The following is a 22,030-nucleotide window of genomic DNA, read 5'->3' as shown; positions in this document are numbered from 1 at the left end:
CCGACCGATCGAAATGGCGGCCTTTGAACATGCCCCCCCTCAAATGGAGGGGCCTTCATGCCCCAGGTGATCTTGACGGAAAGTTTGCGACGGAATCGAAAAAACCGACCATCGCCGCCAAAGCGCCGGTCCTGCTTTTCAAGTACTTAGCTCCTGATCAAGCGGCTTCGCGGTAATGCCAGGAATGTCATCTATCCGGACAGGTTTCCCGATCAAATAGCCTTGAGCTTCATCGCATCCGAAGCGGCGCAGATAGTCGAGCTGTTCGGGAGTTTCCACGCCTTCGGCCGTTACCTCAATTCGAAGCTCATGCGCCAGCTGAACCAATGATCTTACAATCGCGGCGCAGTCCGCGTCGGTTAGCATATCCTGGACAAAAGACCGGTCGATCTTGAGCCGCGAAAGAGGCAATTTACGAAGATAGGTGAGGGATGAAAAGCCGGTGCCAAAATCGTCAAGGGCAACTGTGACGGACAGAAAACTCAACGATTGTAGTAATGAAATGGCGTCTTCAAAATCGGAAATCAGCACCGATTCCGTGATTTCGACCTCAAGTCGCTTTGGCTCTAAACCGGTCTCCGACAAGACCATTACTATTCCATCCAATAACGCCTTGTTCTTAAGCTGGACAGCCGACAGATTGACGGAGACCCGCAAGTCGCGCGGCCATTGCACCGCTGCCAGGCAAGCCGTGTTGAGAGCCCAATGCCCGATGGCGTGAATCAATCCGGTTTCTTCAGCGATAGCTATGAACTCCGACGGAGGGATCGCGCCAAGTGTCGGATGCTGCCACCGCAGAAGCGCTTCAAAACCTCGGATGCGATCGCTCCCGAGGTCGAGAAACGGTTGAAATGCGAGCCAAAGCTGGTCGTTGGCGAGCGCAGATGCCAGATCGCGTTCAAGGGCCTGGCGCCTTGCAGCAGCTTCATCGTCGCTTGCGCTGAAGAACTGGATGGAGCCCGCCCCCACCATCCTAGCCCTGTGTAGCGCGGTGTCGACGCACCGCAGGAGCTGGTTGGCATCCAAACCGTCAGTGGGCGCCAAAGCGATACCGACGGAGGCCCTGCAATATATCTCTCGCCCTTCGATCAAGAAAGGCGCGCGCATGACATCTATGATCTGTTTGGCCAAGGACCTGATTTGATCTGGCCTGATATCGCGCGCAGCGATTATTGCAAATTCGCCGCCCTCCAATCTGGCGATGCCATCGCTTTCCCGTGTCGATTTGCGAAGTCGCGCAGCCACTTCGACCAAAACGGCATCCGCCATGGCTCGGCCAAAGTGATCATTCACCTCGTCAAAATTGCTGAGATCGAACAAAAGCAGCGCAAAGTGCTGGTCAAACTGCTTTGCGTCCACCAACGCGTTGTCCAGCCGCTCGTTGAAGCTGAACCGGTTTGGCAAACTCGTCAAAACATCCCTGCGAATGGCATTTTCGCTTTCCGCTTGCAGAATGAAGCGTTGGGTAAATTCGGACGCGTGAGCAAGCACTGCACGAAACAGCGTAGTGGCGTAACTCACTATCAGGATTGCGACGGGCAGATTGACGGCGTCTTGTACCCACACAATTGCGACCGCCGAACCGACGAAGATCGGTAGCGTATACGCGATGGCCGCAATGGGAATCGTGTAAAAGGAAGCGGCGCCGCCCGCGATCATCCCCGCGCTCAGGCAGGTAATGACGACCTGCGCTGCGCTTGTTGCCCCACTAAAAAACAGAACGGGAAGTGCGCCCCACCAAGTGCCGAAAAGGAAGGCGTTGCGCACCAGGTTTTGCGTAGTGCGGCGAGACACCGACCTTGGTTTGACCGACTGAAACGAAGATCTCGCTCTTAGGCCGACGAAACCAGCGGCGACGATGACGACACTCGCCCAGAGGATGGCTTTCGTTTGGTCGGGCGAGCCCCAGACCGCCATGACAAAAGTGGCCGCATTGAGTATATTCGCAACCATGCCAAGAAGCGTGTTGCGAAGCACGATACTGACCTGCTCCGCCCTGATGCGGCCGGCAAGTGGTTCGATCGTCGAGGGCCCGCCAAAAACACGCAGGTCTCCCGCCAGAAGGTCACCGAGCCTTGCGGCAGACAGACGCTGCATCACTCTTTCACTCCCCCGCGGTAGAGTAGCCAGCTGCGTGTTGGGCGGTCCCCTAGCACTGAATACTTCGGAAAAAGTAAATTTCAACCGCAAATCCTTTGCGTTTCGATTGTCTCTCTCGGCCGTCGCCGAGATACTCGGCAATGCAGCTCAGGTTTGTTCCTCGGCTGGGTGGGACTGACCCAAGCCTGGCCGGCGAACGAGCATCGCAATAATCCTGCCGAGACATTTGTTGCTTTCAACGACAACCGCCACTATGAAGCAACACTTCGCCGACTGTGTTTCAAGCCGCCTGGAGAGTTTCATGACAGAAGCCGACAAAAACATCGACACCCTCATCGAGCTCACCACCGATGTCGTCTCGGCCTATGTCTCCAACAATCCGGTTCCGGTGGCAGATCTCCCTGCCCTGATCGGCCAGGTGCACGCGGCACTGCAAGGCACGGTCGGACGTGTCTCCGCAGAAGAGCCGGAGGCTCTCAAACCTGCTGTCCCGATCAGGAAGTCGGTGACACCGGACAACATCATCTGCCTTGAGGACGGGAAGAAATTCAAATCGCTAAAGCGTCATCTGTCGACCCACTATGGGCTGACGCCGGATGAATATCGCGCCAAGTGGCATCTGCCGGCGGACTATCCCATGGTCGCACCGAACTACGCCGCGGCGCGCTCGGCATTGGCCAAGACGATGGGTCTCGGACGCAAACCGAAAGAGCCGGAAACGCCGGCGCCGGCAAAGCGGACCCGCAAGAAGGTCGCGGCCTAGGTTTCATCTATCGAGGTTCGTTCCTGAACGCGCAGCCACTGGTGCGCTCCTGGTCCGTATTGCGTCCAACCAGAAGTCGGGGTCCGCGTAGTCGGTCGGATCTGCGTGCCCAGACAGGTGAAACGCCTCCCGGCGCTCAACGCAGGTGCCACACCGCCCGCAGTGACGTTCGCCGCCTTTGTAGCAGGACCAGGTCTGAGCAAATGGCGTGTTGTGCCGTGCACCGTCCGCGACGATCTCCGCCTTCGAGATGTTCACGTATGGGGCGTAAAGGCGAATTCTGGCATAGCCGTCGAGCGCCTGGTTTTGCATCACCTGGAAGGCGTCGATGAAGGCCGGACGGCAATCGGGATAAATGAAGTGGTCTCCACCGTGCACGGCCGTGGCGACGGCATCAGCGTTTTGTGCGGCGGCAACACCGAAGGCGACTGCCAGCATGATGGCGTTGCGGTTTGGTACCACCGTGACCTTCATGGTGTCTTCGGCATAATGCCCGTCAGGCACTTCCAGATCGTCGGTCAACGCCGAACCGGAAAGGCTGTGGCCGATTGCGCGGATGTCGACGATCTGGTGCCGGGTGTTCAGTCGCTCCGCACAGAGGGCGGCAAAGTCCAGTTCCTTCCTGTGCCGTTGCCCGTAATCGAATGACAGGAGGCCGGCAAGCGAGTGTTCCGCCGCCACCTTTTGTGCGAGCGAAACGGAATCCAGTCCGCCGGAGCAGACGACGAGAGTCTTCATGGTTAGAGTCCTTGTTTTGACCGGGTGGGCTGCGACCGGAGATTTCTCTGCGGCCCGAGTACTCCAAGCAGTCTGTTTTGTGAATGGGGCTGGACGCGATTTGACGCGCTGATCGTGCCGTCAAGCGCGTCCGAAGCCCCAGAACCAACTCGTGTTTGCTAAAACAGCGGCAGTTAAATTTAGAGCGTTTCGGCTTGCCGGAAGTTAGGGGCTCGGGCGGCACAACAGCGCGTGGCTTTTGGGGTGCTTGCAGGAAGACCGATGCGCGGACGTGGATGGATCAAGGCGTTGCGACAGGACGAGGTTCGGCAGGTGCGTGCGCGCATTGCCGAGATGGAGCGCGACCTCATGGCGACCACACCTCAGGGACGCCATCGACGTTTCGAAATCGGACATGAACTTCGCAATGCGAAGTTCCGCCTGGAGAGACTCGAGGAATGCATCGCCGGAATACCGAACAAATGTGAGCGTTAGGAAGCTTCGCCGCTCTCAATCCTTGCAAACGGTCCGAAAGGTCGGCGGCAGACCCAATGCCGTGTCCTCCGTTGGTCCTGCTCCAGGTACGCGATTAGGCTATGTTGACCAAGTGGATTGAACGAAGCCGCTGGGCGTCAGCGCGGGTCTCGCAAGGCGCCTGCTGTCTGGCATCCATCTCTCGGACAGAAGCTCGCAATTGGTGAGATGAACCCACGACGACGCATGATCGAGGAAATTTGGACCGTTCGCCGGACCTGCTCGAAAGGACGCGCGCCTGCGCGCCCCGGAAGGTGGTGCTAAGTTTAACGAGCTGGCCTCGGAGAGGCTCGCGCAGCCCGGTGCACGAGATATGGAAAGGGGGACCACCCCGCCTTCCCTTGCCAACATCCTGATTCTATTGGAATTCGCGAAGGCCTGCAGCAACCCGCTGTCCCGGCCTTCCGGTTCAACCAGCTTTACTGAGGCTGCCGGCCGAGGACTTGCCAGTGCGGCGGTCCTGCTCGATCTCATAGTTGATCTTCTGGCCGTCGGTAAGAGTCCTGAGGCCCGCGCGTTCGACGGCGGAGATGTGGACGAAAACATCCTGACCGCCATTGTCGGGCTGGATAAATCCAAATCCCTTGGTGCTGTTGAACCACTTCACGGTTCCAGTCGCCATATGCATATTCCTTCGTAACAATTGCAACGTGGGCTGGCATTGGGCCAGTCCGGTTTCACACTCGAGACGTCGGATTTAGACGCAGCAAAAACGAAAATTGCAAGACCCGGTTCGATCGCTCTGAAGGATTCGCCGCGGAGGCGCCCGACTTCGAAATCGCCAAGCGATAGAGATTGCACGTGGGTTCGTTGAGCTGCCTATTGGCCTCGTTCTAACATGCACCCAAAAACCGGCGGCATTTGCGACCAGACGGTTTTACGCTTTCCCGCCCAGATCGATCTTTCCGAACAGCCTGCCCGAAGGTGAGACTTTGAACAGTGGAAGGAGATTTGCTTTTGGCCGGTTTGGTCTCATTCGCCATAGCAATGTCACCTCTTCTGTCGAGATCAAACAGGGCGGCGAGCCGCGAATTGAGGAGAGTTTCGGAATTGCATCTTTTCGAAAGTATAGGGACGTTAATCGATGCGGCCAGCGCCGCGCTCGATAAAGGGGCGCGTTCTGCTGGATCATTTCAAAGTAACTCAGGAACCTTCTCCCGAGCCAGGATCGAAGCTGCCCATTATCAAATTGTTCATGACGGGGCCGCAGCACGTACGACGAAATAACGAAGACGCTTGAGCGATACTGTAGGGGCTTTGCCCATCAGAAGCTTTCCTATTTTGGTGCGAGAATGAAATCGAAGACTGGCTCAGGCTGGTTAAGCGTCGGCTCCCGCAGAACAGGCGGCGAAGTTGTGGCCGCTTCGGCGTATACCGCGAGCGCCGCGGGTGTCATTCCGAGTGCGGCCTCAAATCCCCGGCTCGGTAGATTTCCCAGCTGACGAAGAAGCGCCGCGGCCCTTGCCGCATGGCGCGCGGCAGCGACCCGCTTTCCCTCGCGGATTTTCACCCCGGCCGCCGCCAACAGGATCAATCCCTTGAAGAACAGGCGATGCTGAGTGCTTTGTTTCGCGGCGTGCCAAAGCGGCTCCCAAGCCTCATGAGCTTCCCAATAGTAGCCGTGGTTGAAAAGGTCGATTCCCCATCGAAACACATTGGAACTGAGTGCTTCGGCGACGGCCACGGCCACCGGATCGCTTTGGTAACTGTGACCCAAGGGGTGGCGCACCGGATGCGGATGTTTGCCAGGAAGGTATGCGTAGCTCGGGAAATTCTGTTCGGGCAGCAAGCGAGGACGTGGCATAGAGAGCCAGCAAGCATGAAAGCACGTTGCTGGCAATTCATGTCCCGTGGAGTCGGATGGATAGGCTCGGCGAAGAGAACTCGGGGATAATCTGGCCGCTGGGTCAGCTCCACTCCTGAGTGCCTCTGCGAGGGGGCCGGCTCTCCTGCTGGCGTGGTCCAGGCTTTCGTCGGCGCCAAGACCCGTTGATGTTTCGCTCGACGTCGAACGGGTCGTCGACGCGTCAAAAAAATTTCCCATCGGCATGATGTTTCCGCCCACCGCCGCCACGGTCCAGTCGCGATTACATGAGAGACACCGGACGATAACCGAAAGCAAAGGCTTGCAAGAGATGAGTAGGGTGGCCAGCTCAGATGAAGATTTTGCTGTGCCAACGACATTTGCGCCGCTCAGGAGCCCAACCTTTCGTTGGATCTGGCTCGCCACGCAGGTTTCCAGTCTCGGCTGGCTGATGCAGACTGTCGCCATCAGCTGGCTGATGGCGACGATCTCGACGTCCGATCTAATGGTGGCGCTGGTGCAGGCTTCGTCGAACCTGCCCGCGTTTATTTTATCCGTGTTCGCCGGTGCCCTCGCCGACAATTTCAGCCGTCGCAGGGTCATGTTCGCCGGCCGCTGCCTTATGGTGACCGCTTCTGCGATGCTGACCGCGTCTGTGGCGCTGGGCTTTGTCAGTCCGTGGATGATCCTCGGCTTCAGCTTCTTGATCGCGTGCGGCGGCGCTCTCAACGATCCCGCTTGGCAGGCCTCGGTCGGCGACATGGTGGAGCGGCGCGATGTTCCCGCTGCCGTCACGCTCCTCTCCGTCGGCTTCAACACTGTCCGGACCGTGGGCCCGGCACTTGGCGGCATCGTGGTTGCCTCGTTCGGGCTTTTGACCGCTTTTACCGTGACCACCTTCACCTATCTGGTCCCATTGGGGACTATATGGCGCTGCAAGTGGAAGGTTCGCTCTTCATCCCTTCCACGCGAGTCGATGAGGACTGCGATCTATGACGGGCTGCGCTTCACGGCGATGTCGTCGGAAATCAAGACGGCGATCGTGCGCGGAACCCTATTTGGCCTGGCGAGCATCGCCATTCTCGCGCTACTGCCGCTGGTTGTCCGCGATCAGCTGGGCGGAGGGCCGCTTGCCTATGGCACGCTCATGGCCGGCTTCGGCACAGGCGCCGTCTTCGCCGGCCTCTCCAACAGCCTGTTCAGACGGAACTTGTCGCAGGAACGGCTGATGAGGCTCTCCTGCATCGCCTGCGCGGCCTGCTCGCTTTCCCTTGCACTGACCTCTTCGATTGCAGTGGCGGCTATTGCGCTCGCCTTGGGCGGCGCGGGGTGGGTCACTGCCTGGTCCGGGGTTGGCGTGAGTGTGCAACTGGCGAGCCCGCGCTGGGTCGTGGGGCGCACGATCTCAATCTACTATGCCTTGATCGACGGTGGCATCGCGGCCGGCAGTTGGGTGTGGGGCACGGTGTCCCAGAACTATTCCGTGGCTTGGGCGCTGGAGGGCTCCGCCGGAGCTCTGCTGATCGTCGCTGCAGCGGGTGTCCTATTTCCTCTTCGCGAGCGCCGCGAGTCCGAGCCCGATCCATTGGAGGAATTCGACGCCCCAGCTGTCGCCCTCAATTTGAAGCCGAGAAGCGGGCCCATCGTCGTCAAGGTCGAGTATCTGATACATGAGAAAAACCTCGAGGCTTTTCTCGACCTCATGCGGGAGCGCCGGCACGTACATAGCCGCGTCGGCGCTCGGAATTGGACGCTCCAGCGCAACCTTCAGAAGCCTATGCAATGGACAGAGACATTCCGCACGCCGACCTGGACGGACTACCTTCGATTAAACCATCGTCTCACGGAAGTAGACAAGGAACTGGACGAGCGTATCTCCCAGCTACACGCGGGAGAGGAAGCGCCTCAATTGACGCTTTCGATTGAGCGACCAACAAGCTCGGCCCGCAAGCCAGAGCTTCACCTTCTCCGGCACTGAAGCCTGACTTCAAATCTCAGGCACCAGCGATCGCTAACCGCTCAAGGTGGCGTGGCAGATGTTGACGCGCCGACGGTTATCGTAGAAAACCAATTAAATCGGTTCAGCTGCTTTCGTAGGAGTTCTGCGAACCAGTTCAGGGATCATGGCCCATCAGGCAAAGGCAACCAGAAAAGGCCGAGCTGAAGGCAAGACGAACGACGCCGTCAAAGCGGACCTGATCGCCGTGGTCGTCGCCGTGAACAACGGCGATCCTCGCGTTCTGACCATCCCGCAGGCAAACGCGCTGCCGTCAGGTCCGTTCGAACTCGCTCACCGTTCGCTGCAGTCGGGCCTCAGGGGATGGGTCGAACAACAGACCGGCCAGCCGCTCGGCTACATCGAACAGCTCTACACCTTCGCCGATCGCGACCGGATTGGCGCCGAGGAGCGCGTAATCTCAATCAGCTACCTTGCGCTCACACGGGACGAAGAGGCACGCGCCTCGGCCAGGCGCTCCTGGGCAAGCTGGTACGAGTATTTTCCGTGGGAGGATCATCGCTCCGGCACGCCGACGGTAGTGCTGGAACATCTGCGGCCGCGCCTGAGGGAATGGGCGGATGGCGCTGACGACGCCGCCGCCCGGCTCGATCGCCGGCGGCGGGCGGCGATCGCCTTCGGCTTCGATGATCGATCTTGGAACGAAGAACTTGCGCTTCAGCGCTATGAGCTTCTCTACGAGGCGGAGCTGGTGGAGGAAGCGGCACGCGGCGGACATTCAACCACACCCGCTCCGGTGCCGAGCAGATCCATGATCGCCGATCACCGCCGCATCCTGGCAACGGCTATGACGCGGCTGCGCTCCAAGATCAAATACCGGCCAGTCGTGTTCGAACTGATGCAGCCGCTCTTCACGCTCTTGCAGCTTCAGCGAACCGTGGAGGCGCTTTCCGGCAGGCTCATCAACAAACCGAACTTCCGCCGTCTCATCGAGCAACAGGAGCTGGTTGAGAAGACCGGGGAGACGACCGCCGAAACCGGCGGAAGGCCAGCGCAGCTTTATCGCTTCCGCCACGCCGTTGTCGACGAGCGGTCTGTAGCCGGGACAAAATTGCCGCTCACGCGGGCTTGACATCCTTATAGTCACAACGATTATAAAGCTCATTATAATCAAGTGGACTATAACGGAGGCTCGATGAGCACCATCCTGCCTTCGGCCGCGTCCCTGTACGACCGCGTTCGGCGCGTTATCCCCCCGATCGAATGGTCGACCTTTGTGGACGACATCGAGGCCATTCTGGCGCTGAAGCGGGAGCGCAACGCAGTCATCCTGGCGCACAACTACCAGATACCGGAGATCTTCCATTGCGTCGCCGACATCGTCGGCGACAGCCTGGCGCTGGCCCGCAAGGCGATCTCGACCGAAGCGGATGTCATTGTGCTCGCCGGCGTGCATTTCATGGCCGAAACAGCCAAGCTGCTCAATCCCGAGAAGACGGTCCTCATCCCCGACCTGAACGCAGGCTGTTCGCTGGCGGAGTCCATTACCGCCGAGGACGTGCGCCTGATGCGTCAGCGCATCCCGAATGTGCCGATCGTCACCTATGTCAACACGTCTGCCGCCGTGAAGGCCGAGTCCGATATCTGCTGCACCTCGGGCAATGCTCGGGCCGTGGTGGAATCGCTTAGCGTGCCTCGCGTCATCATGTTGCCGGACGAATACCTGGCCAAGAACATCGCCGCCGAGACGGATGTCGAGATCCTTGCCTGGAAGGGCCATTGTGAGGTGCACGAGCGCTTCACTGCCTGCGACGTTCGTGAATTGCGTCAGGCACATCCTGGCGTCGTGGTGCTAGCTCACCCCGAGTGCCCGCCCGAAGTGGTGGCCGAGGCCGACTTTTCCGGCTCGACCGCGGCCATGTCCGACTATGTCGGGCTGCAAAAGCCGCCACGCGTAGTGCTGCTGACGGAATGTTCGATGAGCGACAATGTCGCGCTCCAGCATCCGGAGCTCGAGTTCATCCGGCCCTGCAATTTGTGCCCGCACATGAAGCGGATAACACTCGCCAACATCCGTGCGGCGCTGGAGCAGAACCGCCATATCGTGACAATCGAGCCGGAAATCGCCCAGCGCGCGCGGCTTGCGGTCGAACGGATGCTGGCACTTTGAGCGCCGATGTCCGCAGCTTCTTCGGGCGGCCCATTATCATTGGCGGCGGCATCGCCGGGCTCATGACCGCGCTTCATCTGGCGCCGGAGCCAGTGCTTCTTCTGTCCAGGACCCTGCTGGGGGCCGACACGTCGAGCACCTGGGCACAGGGCGGTCTGGCCGCGAGCCTCGGTAATGACGATGATACGGCGCTGCACCTTGCCGACACGCTTACCGCAGGGGACGGGCTCTGCGACAGAGACATGGCGGACCGCGTCCTAAAGGCAGCGCCTGCTGCGATCGAAGGGCTTGCGGGCCTCGGGGTCCCCTTCGACCGGACGCTGAAAGGGTGTCTGCGCCTCGGATTGGAGGCCGCGCATAGCCGGCGTCGCATCGTTCATGCGCATGGCGACGGCAGCGGGCGTGAGATCATGCGTGCCCTGATCGCGGCCGTGCGTTCCACTCCATCGATTGTTGTCCTGGAGGGCGTGGAAGCGCGCCGGCTGGCGGTGAGCGACAATGCGATCCGCGGCGTCTGGGCGAGCTGTTCGCTAGGATCGGTCTTCTTCGCCTCACGGCGCGTCGTTCTCGCCACCGGTGGGATCGGCGGATTGTTTCTCGATACCACCAATCCATCTGGAAGTTGCGGACAGGGCCTGGCGCTTGCGGCCCGCGCTGGGGCTGTCCTTTCCGACCTTGAGTTCATCCAGTTCCACCCGACTGCGCTTGACAGGTCGGAGCGCCCGATGACGCTGATCAGCGAGGCTGTCCGCGGCGAAGGGGCCGCCCTCATCGACGAAGCCGGCCGGCCATTTCTCGATGACATCCCAGGGGCGGAACTTGCGCCTCGCGATGTCTTGGCGCGCGCCGTGTGGAACCACCTTGCGAATGGCCACCGTGTCTTTCTCGACGCGCGGCAACGGCCTGGCCCGGAATTTGCGCGACAGTTCCCGACAATCGCGTCTGCCTGCCGTGGAGTCGGCATCAATCCGGCGCGCGATCTCATTCCCATTCGTCCGGCCCAACACTACCACATGGGTGGAGTGGCCGTGGATGGGTCCGGCCGCACCTCCGTCAAGGGGCTGTGGGCCTGCGGCGAAGTTGCCTCGACCGGACTGCACGGCGCCAACAGGCTCGCCAGCAATTCCCTGACCGAGGCGGTCGTGTGCGCCCGCTGGGTCGCTGAAAGCGTTGCCGGAACCCCTGCGCGCAGAACAAAGCCTGCGTTTGGAGACGATTACCCATCGCCAGATCCGATACCCGTGCGTCCTTTCCTGTCGCCCGCACTTGGCATCGTCCGGAATGGCGAAGGTTTGAAAGCAGCCGCATGCGCCTTGTTGCCGTTTGCCGAAAGCAAGGATGCGGCAGCGGATCCGGCCGCAGTCGGGCTGATGATCGCGATTGCAGCGTTGCGGCGCCAGGAAAGCCGAGGTGCTCACTACCGCACGGATTTTCCCCATCAAGCACCCGACGCCAGACGGTCCGAAATCACACTCGAAGCGGCCCTAGGGGCAGCGCGGGAACTGGCACACTCCCCAGCGCTGGCAGGCCTCACGTCATGACCTCAGCCCGCCCGCCATCATGCTCGAACCGCTGGTGCGGGCAGCCCTACTAGAAGACCTCGGCAGGGCCGGTGACATAACCACGGACGCCATTGTGGCACCCTATCACTATGCAAGGACCGTGCTGGCGGCGCGCCAGTGCGGGATTATCGCGGGGCTCGATTTGGCCAAGCTCGCCTTCCGCCTGATCAGTCCCGACGTTGAAATCTCGGTGGAGCGGCCAGACGGCAGTAGTGTCGTGGAAGGAGAGGTCATCGCATCGGTGGTTGGCCCGGCCCGGGCCATTCTCACCGCCGAACGCAGCGCGCTCAATTTCTTATGCCATCTGAGTGGCATTGCTACAGCAACCGCGTCGATTGTCGCAGCCGTTCGCGAATACCCTGCGAAGATCGTTTGCACCCGCAAGACCACCCCGGGTTTGCGGACTGTCGAAAAATACGCCGTGCGCGCTGGTGGCGGTTCCAATCACCGTTTCGGCCTCGACGACGCCATCCTGATCAAAGACAACCACATCGCCATCGCCGGCGGGATCCGTGCGGCCATCAAGCGCGCGCGAAATAGTGCGGGTCATCTCGTCAAGATCGAAGTCGAGGTCGATACGCTGACCCAGCTGGAAGAGGCCCTGACGCTCGCACCCGACGCTGTCCTGCTCGACAACATGTCGGTTGACGAATTGCGCCAGGCGGTGTCGATGGTCGCCGGTCGAGCCATCACCGAAGCATCGGGCAGGATTACCGCGTCAACAGCGCCAGCCATCGCCGCCGGCATCGATCTTATCTCCATCGGCTGGCTGACGCATAGCGCGCCGGTCCTCGATATCGGACTTGATTATCGAGCGGCCTGATAACCCGAGCAAACACATGGATCCATCGGCGTTCGAACCGGCATGAATCAGGCGACGAAGATAGGGCCACGATCAAGAACCAATCCGCTTCGACACGCCGCGCCTTGCCGTATCGATGCGCGGCACGGGGTGCATGATTGCCAGCACAATCGCCGCGCAAGAAGCCTCTCGAAGACAGTGTGCGCGGAGCCAAGTTTTTTGTCTTCGAGAAGCCGCAAAAGAATGGAGTCACATGCGAGCGACCGTTTTGCGGCGGCTTGCCGATCTCCAATGAAAGCGCCTCGTAAGGACAGGAAGAACTCCCGTTTCCTTTTTCTAGGGTCCGCTGAAAAGTCTTCAGCCTAAACATGACTATTGTGGTTCGCCTGTCGTATTTCCCAAGGCCATCGCACGGTAGAGTGAACGCGTTTCGCCGCGCGCGGTAGGGAATGGCAGAATGTCACGCCAAGCACGGCAAGACGGCGCAGAGCGTCACGCTCTAAAGAAGAGGTCTATTGTTCAGAGGGAATCTTCGTCATGGGTCCGGCGATCGGGAGGTTCGGCCGGGTGGATGGACGACGGCTATGACGCGCTCAGGAGATAGATGGCAGGATCCACGCCAGGTACCTGCGCGGATCGCCTCCAAAAAATGGCGGGCCGGTCCCGGTATCGAGACGCCGTCGCGAGATTTTCGCGGCCGTGGTGGCTTCGCTGTCTCTTGTCCGCAGGGCGAAGCGCATAGCCGATGAGTGAGCACCTGCCTGTGGGCAAAGGTATAGCGGGCTCCCAAAACGGTGGCAGCGACAAAGCGCGATCGATGCGAAGTCGTCGCAATCATCGTCCCGTGCCTCAGCACGATTTGCGAACTGCAGCCGTCTTCCGCCGCGCGCCGTCAGACTGCTCGTCGATAAGTCCACAGCTGTGCGGGCGGGATGTTACGGACGACGAAATCATAGTGAGACACGACGTAGCGGTCGGGCATTTTGATCACCGGCGACAAAGGTCCGTAGGTGATTTGAATCACCGGTCTGCCAGCGGGTATGCGGGCCAGCAGATCCTCGAGCAGGCCAACACGCTGTTCCATCGGAAAGCTCAGTAGCGGCACCGCACTTATGACGCAGTCGAATTGCTCCCCGCTCCGTTCATCCAACACTTCTCCCAGAGCAAACGCATCGCCCAATCGACAATCCACGCCCGGAAAGCGTCGCGTCAGGCGCTGATAGAAATCCTTGGAATATTCGACCGAAATCAGCTGATGCGGCTTGATGCCCCTTTCCAGGATGGCCTTGGTGATGACGCCGGTTCCTGCGCCAAGTTCAAGAACCGGCAATCCGGATGCCGGGTTAATAACACTTGCCATACGACGGGCGGCATGAACGGACGTTGGCATGAGCGCGCCCACCCGATTCTTGTCCTTTTGCCAGCCCTTGAAGAATTGCACTTCCTCTTCAAACTTCCTGCCGAGGCGCTCCTTCAATCGAAAGACCATATCCACTCCCAGCTCAGGCCATTTGTCTGGCTCATTTCGACGACGCACCTTTGTACAAGCGTTGCGACATTTTAAATCATGCGGCATTGGCTGCCGCGATCACCTCGTCTTTGCGCTGCCTGGGCAGCACCTCGACGTTATCGATAAGCCGCGTACCGCCGAGCCAGGCCGCGGCAATCAGGCGTGCAGGCCGGTCTGCAGCCGTGAGGGGCGATAGGTCGTCGTCAGCCCTCAGTTCGAGATATTCGACCTCGTCGTAACCGGCAGCGAGGATCGCTCGCCTAGCCTCGGCAAGCACAAGCTCTCCCCGCACTGCCGCCGACAGCCGCTCGGCCGCCGCGGAGAGGACTTCGGGGAGTTTTGGCGCTGCCAGGCGCTGTTCGGCCGAGAGCCTGACATTGCGCGATGACATCGCCAGGCCGTCAGCTTCGCGGACCGTCGGACAGGCGACAATCTCGATCGGAATATCGAGATCGCGGACGAGCCGGCGAACGACGTGCAGTTGCTGGAAATCCTTCGGCCGAAGAAGGCGAGATCAGCGCGCGTCTGGAGAAAGAGCTTGGCGACGACGGTTGCCACGCCGTCGAAATGGCCGGGACGGAACGCCCCGCACAGGCCCCTGGCTCACCCCGCCCACCGACACCGTGGTGGCGAACCCTTCCGGATATACGTCCGCCGCATTCGGCGCGTAGAGGAGATGAGCGCCGAGTGGAGCGAGCTTGGCGGCATCGTCATGCTCGGTGCGCGGGTAGGCCGCGAGATCGGCAGAGCTGTTGAACTGTTTTGGGTTGACGAACAGCGTCACGATAACCCGGTCGGCCTTGGCGAGTGCGGCACGTACCAGGCTCAAATGGCCTTCATGCAAGGCACCCATGAGGCACGACAGCGACTTTCAAGCCATTCTGACGCCATGCCGCGACAGCAGTGCGCAACTCGGCGACGGTTCGTGCGATCGGAATGCTCATGCCGTTTCTCCACTATTTACCGTCCTTGGCGCATCGCCGAAGACATGCTCGTCCGCTGGAAAACTGCGGTCGCGCACTTCCTGCGCGTAAGCCGCGATCGCCGCCTCGGCGATCTCACCGAGTTCGGCATAGCGCTTGACGAATTTGGGCCGGAAGTCGCCGAAGATGCCCAACATGTCGTCGACGACGAGGATCTGCCCGTCACAGGCCGCTGAGGCGCCGATACCGATGGTCGGGATCGCTATCTCTCCGGTGATGCGGCGGGCGAGCGCCTCGGGGACCTTCTCCAGCACCACCGCGAAGGCACCGGCCTCGGCCACCGCGAGGGCATCGCTGCGGATGCGCTCGGCATCCTCGCCCCTGCCCTGCACACGATAGCCGCCGAAGGTATTGACCGCCTGCGGCGTCAAGCCGACATGTCCCATGACCGGCACGCCGCGCCCAGCGAGAAAGCGGATCGTCTCGGCCATTTCGTCGCCGCCTTCGAGCTTGACTCCCGCGCAGCCGGTCTCGGCCATGAGCCTTGCCGCGTTGCGGAAGGCCTGCTCAGAGCCTTCCTCGTAGGAGCCGAACGGCATGTCGACGACCATCAGGGCCTGCTCCAGGCCACGACGCACGGCCCGAGCGTGCATCACCATCATCTCCAGCGTTACGCCCAGCGTCGACGGCATGCCGTGGAGCACCATGCCGACGCTGTCGCCGACCAGAACAATGTCACAATGCCTATCAACGAGCTTTGCGATCGGCGTGGTATAGGCCGTCAGGCAGACGAGCGGCGTTCCACCTTTCCGCAAACGAATATCCGGCGGTGTGATCGCCTTGGTGTCAGCAACCGCACTCAAACGAGGGATCCTTCCCCAACGGTACCAACCATGGTTGCCGCGTTTGGCACATTTTTGTGCAGGTGCGAAGAGCCAAAATTGCGATGGCGCGTAGTGTTCACGCGCCGACAGTTTCGTAGAGTTTCAATTAAATCGGTTCAGCTGCGTCAGCGTACCTCTGGCAGTCCAGGGATCATGGCCATCAGGCAAAGCCAACCAGGAAAAGGCCGATCGGGAGCAGGCCAACGACGTCAAAGCGGTCCTGATCACCGTCGTGGTAGCCCTGACGAATGGCGAGCCAGGCGGGCTCACCATCGGGCAGGCGAATGCTTTGCCGTACGTCGTCCGAGCCCGAGGGACTCATCGCTCAGTCGTTGCTTTTGGGATGCCCGGTCATCCTCGAAATCGCCCCCGCGCCGCCCGCTAAAGCACAGCAAACACCCGGATCCAGCGCGTTGGCTGCGGTCGGCAGCCACCCAGGCCTTTTGCGGGTGGATTTGCGAGCTCGCTGGGTCGTTTGCTGCCCGAGCGCCGCCCGGTAAGCATAAAAGCCCAAAAGCCATCCAGCCTGCTTGTCTGATTCGTGAATATGGCTTCCGGGGTTGTGTCGGGGGGCATCACCGACCCGGCCGCCCTGGGCAATTTCCATTGCCATCATAAAGGATCGCGTCCGCGGTCACTGCAGTTGCCCGTGCGGCAGCGGCAAGCCTATCAGGAAGTGCCACGAAGCGAACGTCAGGGCACTGCGTTCAGTGCCTAGGTCCGTGCTGGCCTCATCGACTTACCCGCCAAGGCGCCGGCTAGACATGTATGGGCGCATCGCCGCCCAAGCTCGCCAGCGAATAGCTCGTGCTGCGTCCGCCTGCCTCATCCCTTACAAGTACGCCGCGTGCCATGAGGTCGTTGATGTCGCGTAGGGCCGTGTCGGGCGAGGTCTTGGCGAGCGCCGCCCATTTCGAAGAGGTGAGCTTGCCTTCGAAGCCATCCAGGAGCCGATTTACGATCTTGCGTTGGCGCTCGTTGAGTTGCTGGCCGGCCAACGCCTCCCAGAAACGGGCCTTTTGAAGCACGTTACCCAGGATTTGCTCTGCACCGCTGAACGCGCGGTCGAGGCAGGCCAGGAACCATTGCAGCCAGTCGGTGATGTCGAGGGCTCCTTTCTGGGTCCGTTCGAGGATGGCGTAATAGTCCTTCCGCTCCAGACGGATCTGCGCAGACATACTGTAGAAGCGTTGCGAACTGCCTTCCGATCGCCCCAGCATCATGTCGGCGATGGCCCGGGCGATGCGGCCGTTGCCGTCCTCGAAGGGATGGATAGTGACAAACCACAGGTGGGCGACCGCCGCCTTCAGCACGGGGTCTAACGGCACTTCGGCATTGAACCAGTTGACAAAGGCAGCCATTTCACCTTGGAGCCGTCCCGCCGTCGGGGCTTCGTAGTGTACCTTCTCGCGGCCTATCGGACCGGACACGACCTGCATCGGCCCTGACGCCTGATTGCGCCACGCGCCGACAATGATCTTCGTCATCCCGCTCCGGCCGGTCGGAAACAGCGCCGCATGCCAGGCGAACAATCGCTCATCTGTGAGCGGCGCCTGATAATTCTGGGTGGCGTCGAGCATCATCTCCACCACCCCCTCAACGTTCCGATCGACCGGCGCCAGCGCACCGATGTCCATGCCGAGGCGACGGGCGATGGAAGAGCGCACTTGCTCCTTGTCGAGAACTTCACCCTCGATCTCACTGGACTTGAGCACGTCCTCGGTCAGGGTCTGCAGAACAGCTTCGGCCCGCAGTTCGAACCCGAGCGCCTCCATTCGGCCCAGCAGCCGGCCCTGCCGATGGCGCACCGCAGCCAGTTGCTCAGCTAGACCCTGACTGTTCCATTCGAACCTAGGCCAACCCTCAAGCTCATGGATATAGGTGGGCATATTCTCCGCACTCCTTGCGGCGAATATAGCGTATATTCGCCGCAGACACAAGATTATTCACCGCATGATACGCGGAGAATAGAGCCGTAAAGCTCCGCAAAGCGATCGCCGCGGAGCATCTGGTGCGGATGAGAGCCCGGCTCAAAAGAGGCGTAGGTATCGGCACTCCACGACCCGACAAGCGATCCGGCATCCGGCGTAGCGCGGACCTCTGACGTGGGCTAACTCAAATCACCCGGAATAGCATTCTCACGAGGGACCTGTGCGCCAGCGTAATCGCGGCGAGCACGCATGAGGTGCTCCAGAGAATTGTGGAACTGGCGTTATGATTGGCAGCAGACGCGGAGCTGACCGGCAATGATTGGGACCGAGAACCGAACCGGCAGCTTTCGATGACTAGCAAGCGATAGAAGACCTTTACCCGGTCGAGCGGAGGTCGAGATGTGGCGCAGCCTCGCCGCCGGTTATACGCTGCGCCTCCAGCCCTTTGATGCCGCCGATTGCGGCGGCCATGACGTCATTGGCGCCGACGCCGTGAGTCGGAGGTAATCGCCACGACCCGAGTCGTTCGTGATCCTATCAGGCGCCCACAGATCGCAGGCGCAGCCCGGATTAAGTGTGCATCCCAATATACAGTGATTGCAAAGTGCAAAATTTTATGACACGAATCCTTCATAATGCGAATCTGGCTTCATTGGGCGCGGAGACACCTATGGTGGATGATGAGCAGCAAGCACATATTCTGGACGGGATCCGGCGCGACGTGCCGCGCGCGCTGTTTGTTGATGTCCAGCAGGACTTCCCTATAGGAGCTCGGCAGGCTGAGATGTCAGTCGCGGTGTCGACTGAAACGACAACCGGAGGTGTGTCGTTGTCCCGCAAGCGACAGTCGAAGGCGGCAGGGCTCGTCCGGCATCAGGTGTTGGACGAGATGTTTGAAAAGGCAATCGTCCGCAACGGCGGCGAATTCGTGAGCCGGGTGAAGGTGGAGTTTGGAGCGGACGAGGTGCGGGAACTGCCCGTGTACCTTACGACCGGGCGCTTCGGCGGTACTCTGGTCGGATTCGCGTCCCATCGCCTTGGGGACGACGCTCCCGTGAAGAATGCAACGCGGTTAGCTCTGTGCAGCGGGAACCGGGGGCTGGACGGCGATCTGTTCCGCTCCCGGGAGAGCTTCACTGATCGTGAACGCTTCGTTGTGACTATGGTCCAGCGCGATCCGTTCGCCATCGGCAAGCTGGCTTCGATTTCGGTGGGTGTCGCCGATACGAAGGTTGAGCAGTTTATCGTCCTGGAAAAGATCGAGGAATTCCTCGCAGGATATGGGGCGTCGCGGGAAGCTCCGAAGCGTGGTATCGCGCTGCGATCGGTCATCAGGAGCTTCAAGGACACGATGGCCGGGATGGAGAGCGACCAAGCTGAGGGCTGAGAATATTGCGTAGCGGCGTAAAGGGATTTGACGGGCAAAAGCTCGCAGAAGCAAGGCTGGCACGAGGGATCACCTCTCGCAAGGCCCTTGCCGACATGATGGGGCGCGCACCCAGCACAGTTATCCGCTGGGAAGATGGCGAGACCGCTCCGGAAGGCCCTGCACTGGAGGAACTGTCGAAGGCACTGGCGGTCCCGGTCGATTTTTTCTTATCGCCCCGCCCAGATGTCGGAACCACTTTTTTTCGATCGCTCGCGAGCGCACTGAAGGCGGATCGCTCAATCCAGCTCGCACGATTATCATGGCTTGAAGACATCACGGCAGTTGCCGGCCATTACGCATTTCTCCCTGAAGTCGACCTGCCAGATTTCCTCAACGGTGTCGGCTACCGAAGCCTGCGGGATGAAGATTTGGAGGACATTGCTCAGGCAGTGCGAGAGCACTGGGGAATCGGATTACGGCCAATTCCAAACATGATAGCTCTGTTGGAACAGATCGGCGTCGTGGTGGCCAGCGAGCCGATGGAGACAACGCAGTTGGACGGTCTTAGCAGGTGGGGATCCGACCGCCGCCCATACGTACTTCTAGCCGCCGACAAGCAGTCCTTCGCGAGAAGGCAATTTGATGCCGCGCATGAACTGGCTCACCTTTTGCTGCACCGTGCGGTAGCAGAGGATGAGTTGGTCGAGAACTTCAAGCTAATCGAAGACCAGGCTCATCGCTTCGCCTCAGCTTTGCTTCTTCCTGCGAGCCAGTTTCCGGCAGAGGTCACCAGTGCCTCACTTTGGGAACTGGAGCGTTTGAAGGTTCGTTGGCGTGTGTCCATCAAGGCTCAGATCATGCGGCTCCAGCGCCTCTGCATTGTTGATACTGAGGGCGCGACCCGACTTTATAGGAGCTACAGCGCAAAGGGCTACTCGGGATCCGAACCCTACGATGACTTATGGCCTTTGCAGCAGCCTTCGTTACTGGCAGATGTATTTCGGACCCTGGTGGATGACGGCGGGCTGTCCAAGGAGGAGCTTCGGCGCGATCTGCCGTTGTTCGCTCATGATGTTGAGAGCTTGGCTGGACTTCCGCCGGGTTGGCTTTCGCAAGAGCCGGCTCGAGTCGTGAAGCTGAAGCCTGGATCACCAACCCGCGGCGAGGAACGAATCGGCCAGCTTGGCGAGATCATACCAATGTCGCGCCGATAATAAGCGGACGTACGGCAAACAATGGGCGGTTTTCTGCCCGTCCGCTTAGAAGGCGTAAGCTGCCTTTGATGTAGTTACTCGATGCTGGCGATCCGCATCTCGATGGACGAGCGCGGTTGCAGTATCAACAGTGTCTTCATACGGCGGCTGCAGTGCAGCGTTGCAGAATCATAAGAGCGACCACGGCTTCGGCTGGCACCAATGCCGAGCTTGCATGTAAATTGAAGGACAAGGATCTCGCAGTGAATCGGCAGGCAGTGCAGCAGTATTCGACGGCGGCGGTCAAGCAGCTTAGAAATGCTTTGGCAGGTGCTATCTCTGATTTCAGCGCCAACGAAGTGCCTTCTCTTTGCGGTCGTCTCGGGCTTCGAGAAGGGGACCGCGAGGAGTCGTTCAAGAGCAAGTTCAAATACGCGGAACGACGTCTGATCGAGAAATCGGCGGCCGAGTTGATCCCGATCGCGGCGAGGCTCCTCGAAGAAGTAAATTCCTACGATGTGTCCGAGGCCCTGGCCAAACTTCAGGAAACCAATCACGCCACCGTTTCTGAACTGACCCGCCGCCGCATTATGGCGATCTTTGACAAGCGGCCATACAGCACCGAATTTGAAGAAATCGAGTTCATCCGTCGAGTTTGGCCCACAGGCCAGATGCCTTCAGTGTTCCAGAATGCGCCTTCTGAGCAGACATTGGACGATGATCTCTTCAACGCGATCGTTCGAAACAATGATTGGGGTAACCGAGAGGTCCTCGACGTGGTCGGCTATCTGAAGTGCTCGCAGAAGCAATTCTTTCGCTTTCTGGAAGAGGTCACCAGTCCTCTCACGCAGTCGCCCGAGATCCAGCCCGAACTCGCCGCGGCGATCAATGAGCATCTGCGCCATGACGGCTATCGGCTGACCATTGTCCGGCGGCTGTCGGGCAGTCCCGTGTACGAAGTGCAACCAGCCGCTATCGGCAGCCCGGCAGATGACACGATCTCGCAGGTGCTTGCGGACTTCGAGCCGGATACGGTGGCCGTGCGCTGGACCCAGGCTCTCGATCGCCGGGATACCGATCCTCAAGGGGCGATCACTCTGGCCAGGACGTTGCTCGAAGACGTGTGCAAGTGGATCATCGTCGAGGCGGGAGAGACGTTCGAGGAGAGGGACGACCTGCCAGCTCTGTATCGGAAACTGGCGAAGATCCTCAACCTGGCTCCCGACGGACACACTGAACCCGTTTTCAAGCAGATCCTTGGAAGCTGTCAATCGGTGGTGGAATCCTTGGGGTCACTGCGCAACAAGATCGGCGACGCCCACAGCCCGGGTCCGAAAAAGGTGAAGCCTGCCGCCCGTCATGCACAGCTCGCCGTCAATCTGTCAGGGACGATGGCCACGTTTCTGGTGTCGACGTGGGCGGCGAAGAAGGGCGTATAGCTTGTTCACAGATCGACGCTTCTGGTTCCCTGCAGATCATGATATTTGCCTTCCACTTTCTTGGCGAAGCCAGCGCAGGGGCAATGACGTTCCGGGTCCTTTCCAACGGCGGCAACTGCGACGGATGCGAATGGTTGCGGCGGATTGCGAGATCACACCGGATTCGCCCGCCAAGCTGGATTCCGGCATCTTTAATTGGGCGGCAAGCAGTGACTGGCAGCTTCCGGACAATCTTGGGGAAAGCTGAAGTTCGGGAGCCGGCCCAATCGCGCAAGAAGTTATCACCGGCAATGATAGAGCGACTTGATATCAAGAAGGGGGCGCTGGTCGTTTGCCTGGCGAGCTGATCTGGAAACCCGGTCGTCGTAGGTC

18 protein-coding genes and 1 pseudogene are annotated in these 22,030 nt (G+C 60.1%); 10 read left to right on the top strand and 9 right to left on the bottom strand.

Features of this window, described 5'->3' with window-relative positions; genetic code table 11:
• Positions 1-138: 138 nt before the first annotated feature.
• Complete coding sequence (locus ACFX5Q_RS22355) at positions 139-2,097, bottom strand: putative bifunctional diguanylate cyclase/phosphodiesterase (protein WP_404281616.1); 1,959 nt, start codon at positions 2,095-2,097, stop codon at positions 139-141.
• Between the two features lie 304 nt (positions 2,098-2,401).
• Here ACFX5Q_RS22355 and ACFX5Q_RS22350 point away from each other — a divergent pair, with 304 nt between their 5' ends.
• On the top strand, positions 2,402-2,863 hold the full coding sequence (locus tag ACFX5Q_RS22350; protein ID WP_404281451.1) for a MucR family transcriptional regulator: 462 nt from the start codon (positions 2,402-2,404) through the stop codon (positions 2,861-2,863).
• Positions 2,864-2,866: 3 nt separating this feature from the next.
• Here ACFX5Q_RS22350 and queC read toward each other — a convergent pair whose 3' ends face one another.
• The 3 genes from queC to ACFX5Q_RS22335 form a co-directional block, all read right to left on the bottom strand.
• Positions 2,867-3,601 carry a 7-cyano-7-deazaguanine synthase QueC gene (gene queC, locus ACFX5Q_RS22345; protein WP_404281449.1) on the bottom strand — a complete coding sequence of 245 codons (735 nt, stop codon included), beginning with the start codon at positions 3,599-3,601 and terminating at the stop codon, positions 2,867-2,869.
• Between the two features lie 922 nt (positions 3,602-4,523).
• Positions 4,524-4,736 carry a cold-shock protein gene (locus ACFX5Q_RS22340; RefSeq protein ID WP_404281447.1) on the bottom strand — a complete coding sequence of 71 codons (213 nt, stop codon included), beginning with the start codon at positions 4,734-4,736 and terminating at the stop codon, positions 4,524-4,526.
• A gap of 654 nt (positions 4,737-5,390) precedes the next feature.
• On the bottom strand, positions 5,391-5,903 hold the full coding sequence (locus ACFX5Q_RS22335; protein ID WP_404281445.1) for a DUF309 domain-containing protein: 513 nt from the start codon (positions 5,901-5,903) through the stop codon (positions 5,391-5,393).
• A gap of 346 nt (positions 5,904-6,249) precedes the next feature.
• Here ACFX5Q_RS22335 and ACFX5Q_RS22330 point away from each other — a divergent pair, with 346 nt between their 5' ends.
• The 5 genes from ACFX5Q_RS22330 (at position 6,250) to nadC (ending at position 12,430) form a co-directional block, all read left to right on the top strand.
• On the top strand, positions 6,250-7,896 hold the full coding sequence (locus ACFX5Q_RS22330) for an MFS transporter (RefSeq protein WP_404281443.1): 1,647 nt from the start codon (positions 6,250-6,252) through the stop codon (positions 7,894-7,896).
• 145 nt (positions 7,897-8,041) lie between these two features.
• Positions 8,042-9,007 (top strand): NrtR DNA-binding winged helix domain-containing protein, encoded by a 966-nt coding sequence (locus tag ACFX5Q_RS22325; RefSeq protein ID WP_404281441.1) that lies wholly within the window; start codon positions 8,042-8,044, stop codon positions 9,005-9,007.
• Between the two features lie 63 nt (positions 9,008-9,070).
• Positions 9,071-10,045 (top strand): quinolinate synthase NadA, encoded by a 975-nt coding sequence (nadA, locus tag ACFX5Q_RS22320; protein ID WP_404281439.1) that lies wholly within the window; start codon positions 9,071-9,073, stop codon positions 10,043-10,045.
• Entirely contained in the window at positions 10,042-11,586 is a 1,545-nt protein-coding gene (locus ACFX5Q_RS22315) for an L-aspartate oxidase (RefSeq protein WP_404281438.1), read from the top strand. The genes nadA and ACFX5Q_RS22315 overlap by 4 nt, the downstream gene beginning before the upstream one ends.
• 19 nt (positions 11,587-11,605) lie before the next feature.
• A complete protein-coding gene (nadC, locus tag ACFX5Q_RS22310) occupies positions 11,606-12,430 on the top strand; it encodes a carboxylating nicotinate-nucleotide diphosphorylase (RefSeq protein ID WP_404281436.1) in 825 nt (274 codons plus the stop codon).
• A gap of 871 nt (positions 12,431-13,301) precedes the next feature.
• On the opposite strand, the gene pmtA is transcribed toward nadC, so the two are convergent.
• The 5 genes and pseudogenes from pmtA to ACFX5Q_RS22285 form a co-directional block, all read right to left on the bottom strand.
• Positions 13,302-13,898, bottom strand: coding sequence for a phospholipid N-methyltransferase PmtA (gene pmtA, locus ACFX5Q_RS22305; RefSeq protein ID WP_404281435.1), 597 nt, complete (start codon positions 13,896-13,898; stop codon positions 13,302-13,304).
• Positions 13,899-13,974: 76 nt separating this feature from the next.
• Positions 13,975-14,863, bottom strand: a pseudogene (panC, locus tag ACFX5Q_RS22300) (pantoate--beta-alanine ligase).
• Positions 14,860-15,705, bottom strand: coding sequence for a 3-methyl-2-oxobutanoate hydroxymethyltransferase (gene panB, locus ACFX5Q_RS22295; RefSeq protein ID WP_404281433.1), 846 nt, complete (start codon positions 15,703-15,705; stop codon positions 14,860-14,862). The pseudogene panC and the gene panB overlap by 4 nt, the downstream one beginning before the upstream one ends.
• 181 nt (positions 15,706-15,886) lie before the next feature.
• Complete coding sequence (locus ACFX5Q_RS22290) at positions 15,887-16,048, bottom strand: hypothetical protein (protein ID WP_404281431.1); 162 nt, start codon at positions 16,046-16,048, stop codon at positions 15,887-15,889.
• A 436-nt stretch (positions 16,049-16,484) separates the two neighbouring features.
• Entirely contained in the window at positions 16,485-17,615 is a 1,131-nt protein-coding gene (locus tag ACFX5Q_RS22285) for a Fic family protein (RefSeq protein WP_404281429.1), read from the bottom strand.
• 712 nt (positions 17,616-18,327) lie between these two features.
• On the opposite strand from ACFX5Q_RS22285, the gene ACFX5Q_RS22280 reads away from it, so the two are divergent.
• The 4 genes from ACFX5Q_RS22280 to ACFX5Q_RS22265 all read left to right on the top strand — a co-directional run bounded on the left by ACFX5Q_RS22280 (position 18,328) and on the right by ACFX5Q_RS22265 (position 22,005).
• A complete protein-coding gene (locus ACFX5Q_RS22280) occupies positions 18,328-19,044 on the top strand; it encodes a hypothetical protein (protein ID WP_404281427.1) in 717 nt (238 codons plus the stop codon).
• Positions 19,045-19,049: 5 nt separating this feature from the next.
• On the top strand, positions 19,050-20,240 hold the full coding sequence (locus ACFX5Q_RS22275) for an ImmA/IrrE family metallo-endopeptidase (RefSeq protein ID WP_404281425.1): 1,191 nt from the start codon (positions 19,050-19,052) through the stop codon (positions 20,238-20,240).
• A gap of 221 nt (positions 20,241-20,461) precedes the next feature.
• Positions 20,462-21,658: an abortive infection family protein gene (locus tag ACFX5Q_RS22270; RefSeq protein ID WP_404281423.1), complete on the top strand. Its 1,197-nt coding sequence runs from the start codon at positions 20,462-20,464 to the stop codon at positions 21,656-21,658.
• Positions 21,634-22,005, top strand: a complete 372-nt coding sequence (locus tag ACFX5Q_RS22265; RefSeq protein ID WP_404281422.1) for a hypothetical protein — start codon at positions 21,634-21,636, stop codon at positions 22,003-22,005. Before ACFX5Q_RS22270 ends, ACFX5Q_RS22265 begins: the two co-directional genes overlap by 25 nt.
• Positions 22,006-22,030: the final 25 nt, after the last annotated feature.

This window comes from Mesorhizobium sp. IMUNJ 23033, assembly GCF_044778005.1.
GTDB lineage: Bacteria > Pseudomonadota > Alphaproteobacteria > Rhizobiales > Rhizobiaceae > Mesorhizobium > Mesorhizobium amorphae_A.
This window is presented reverse-complemented; position numbering and strand designations above follow the sequence as displayed.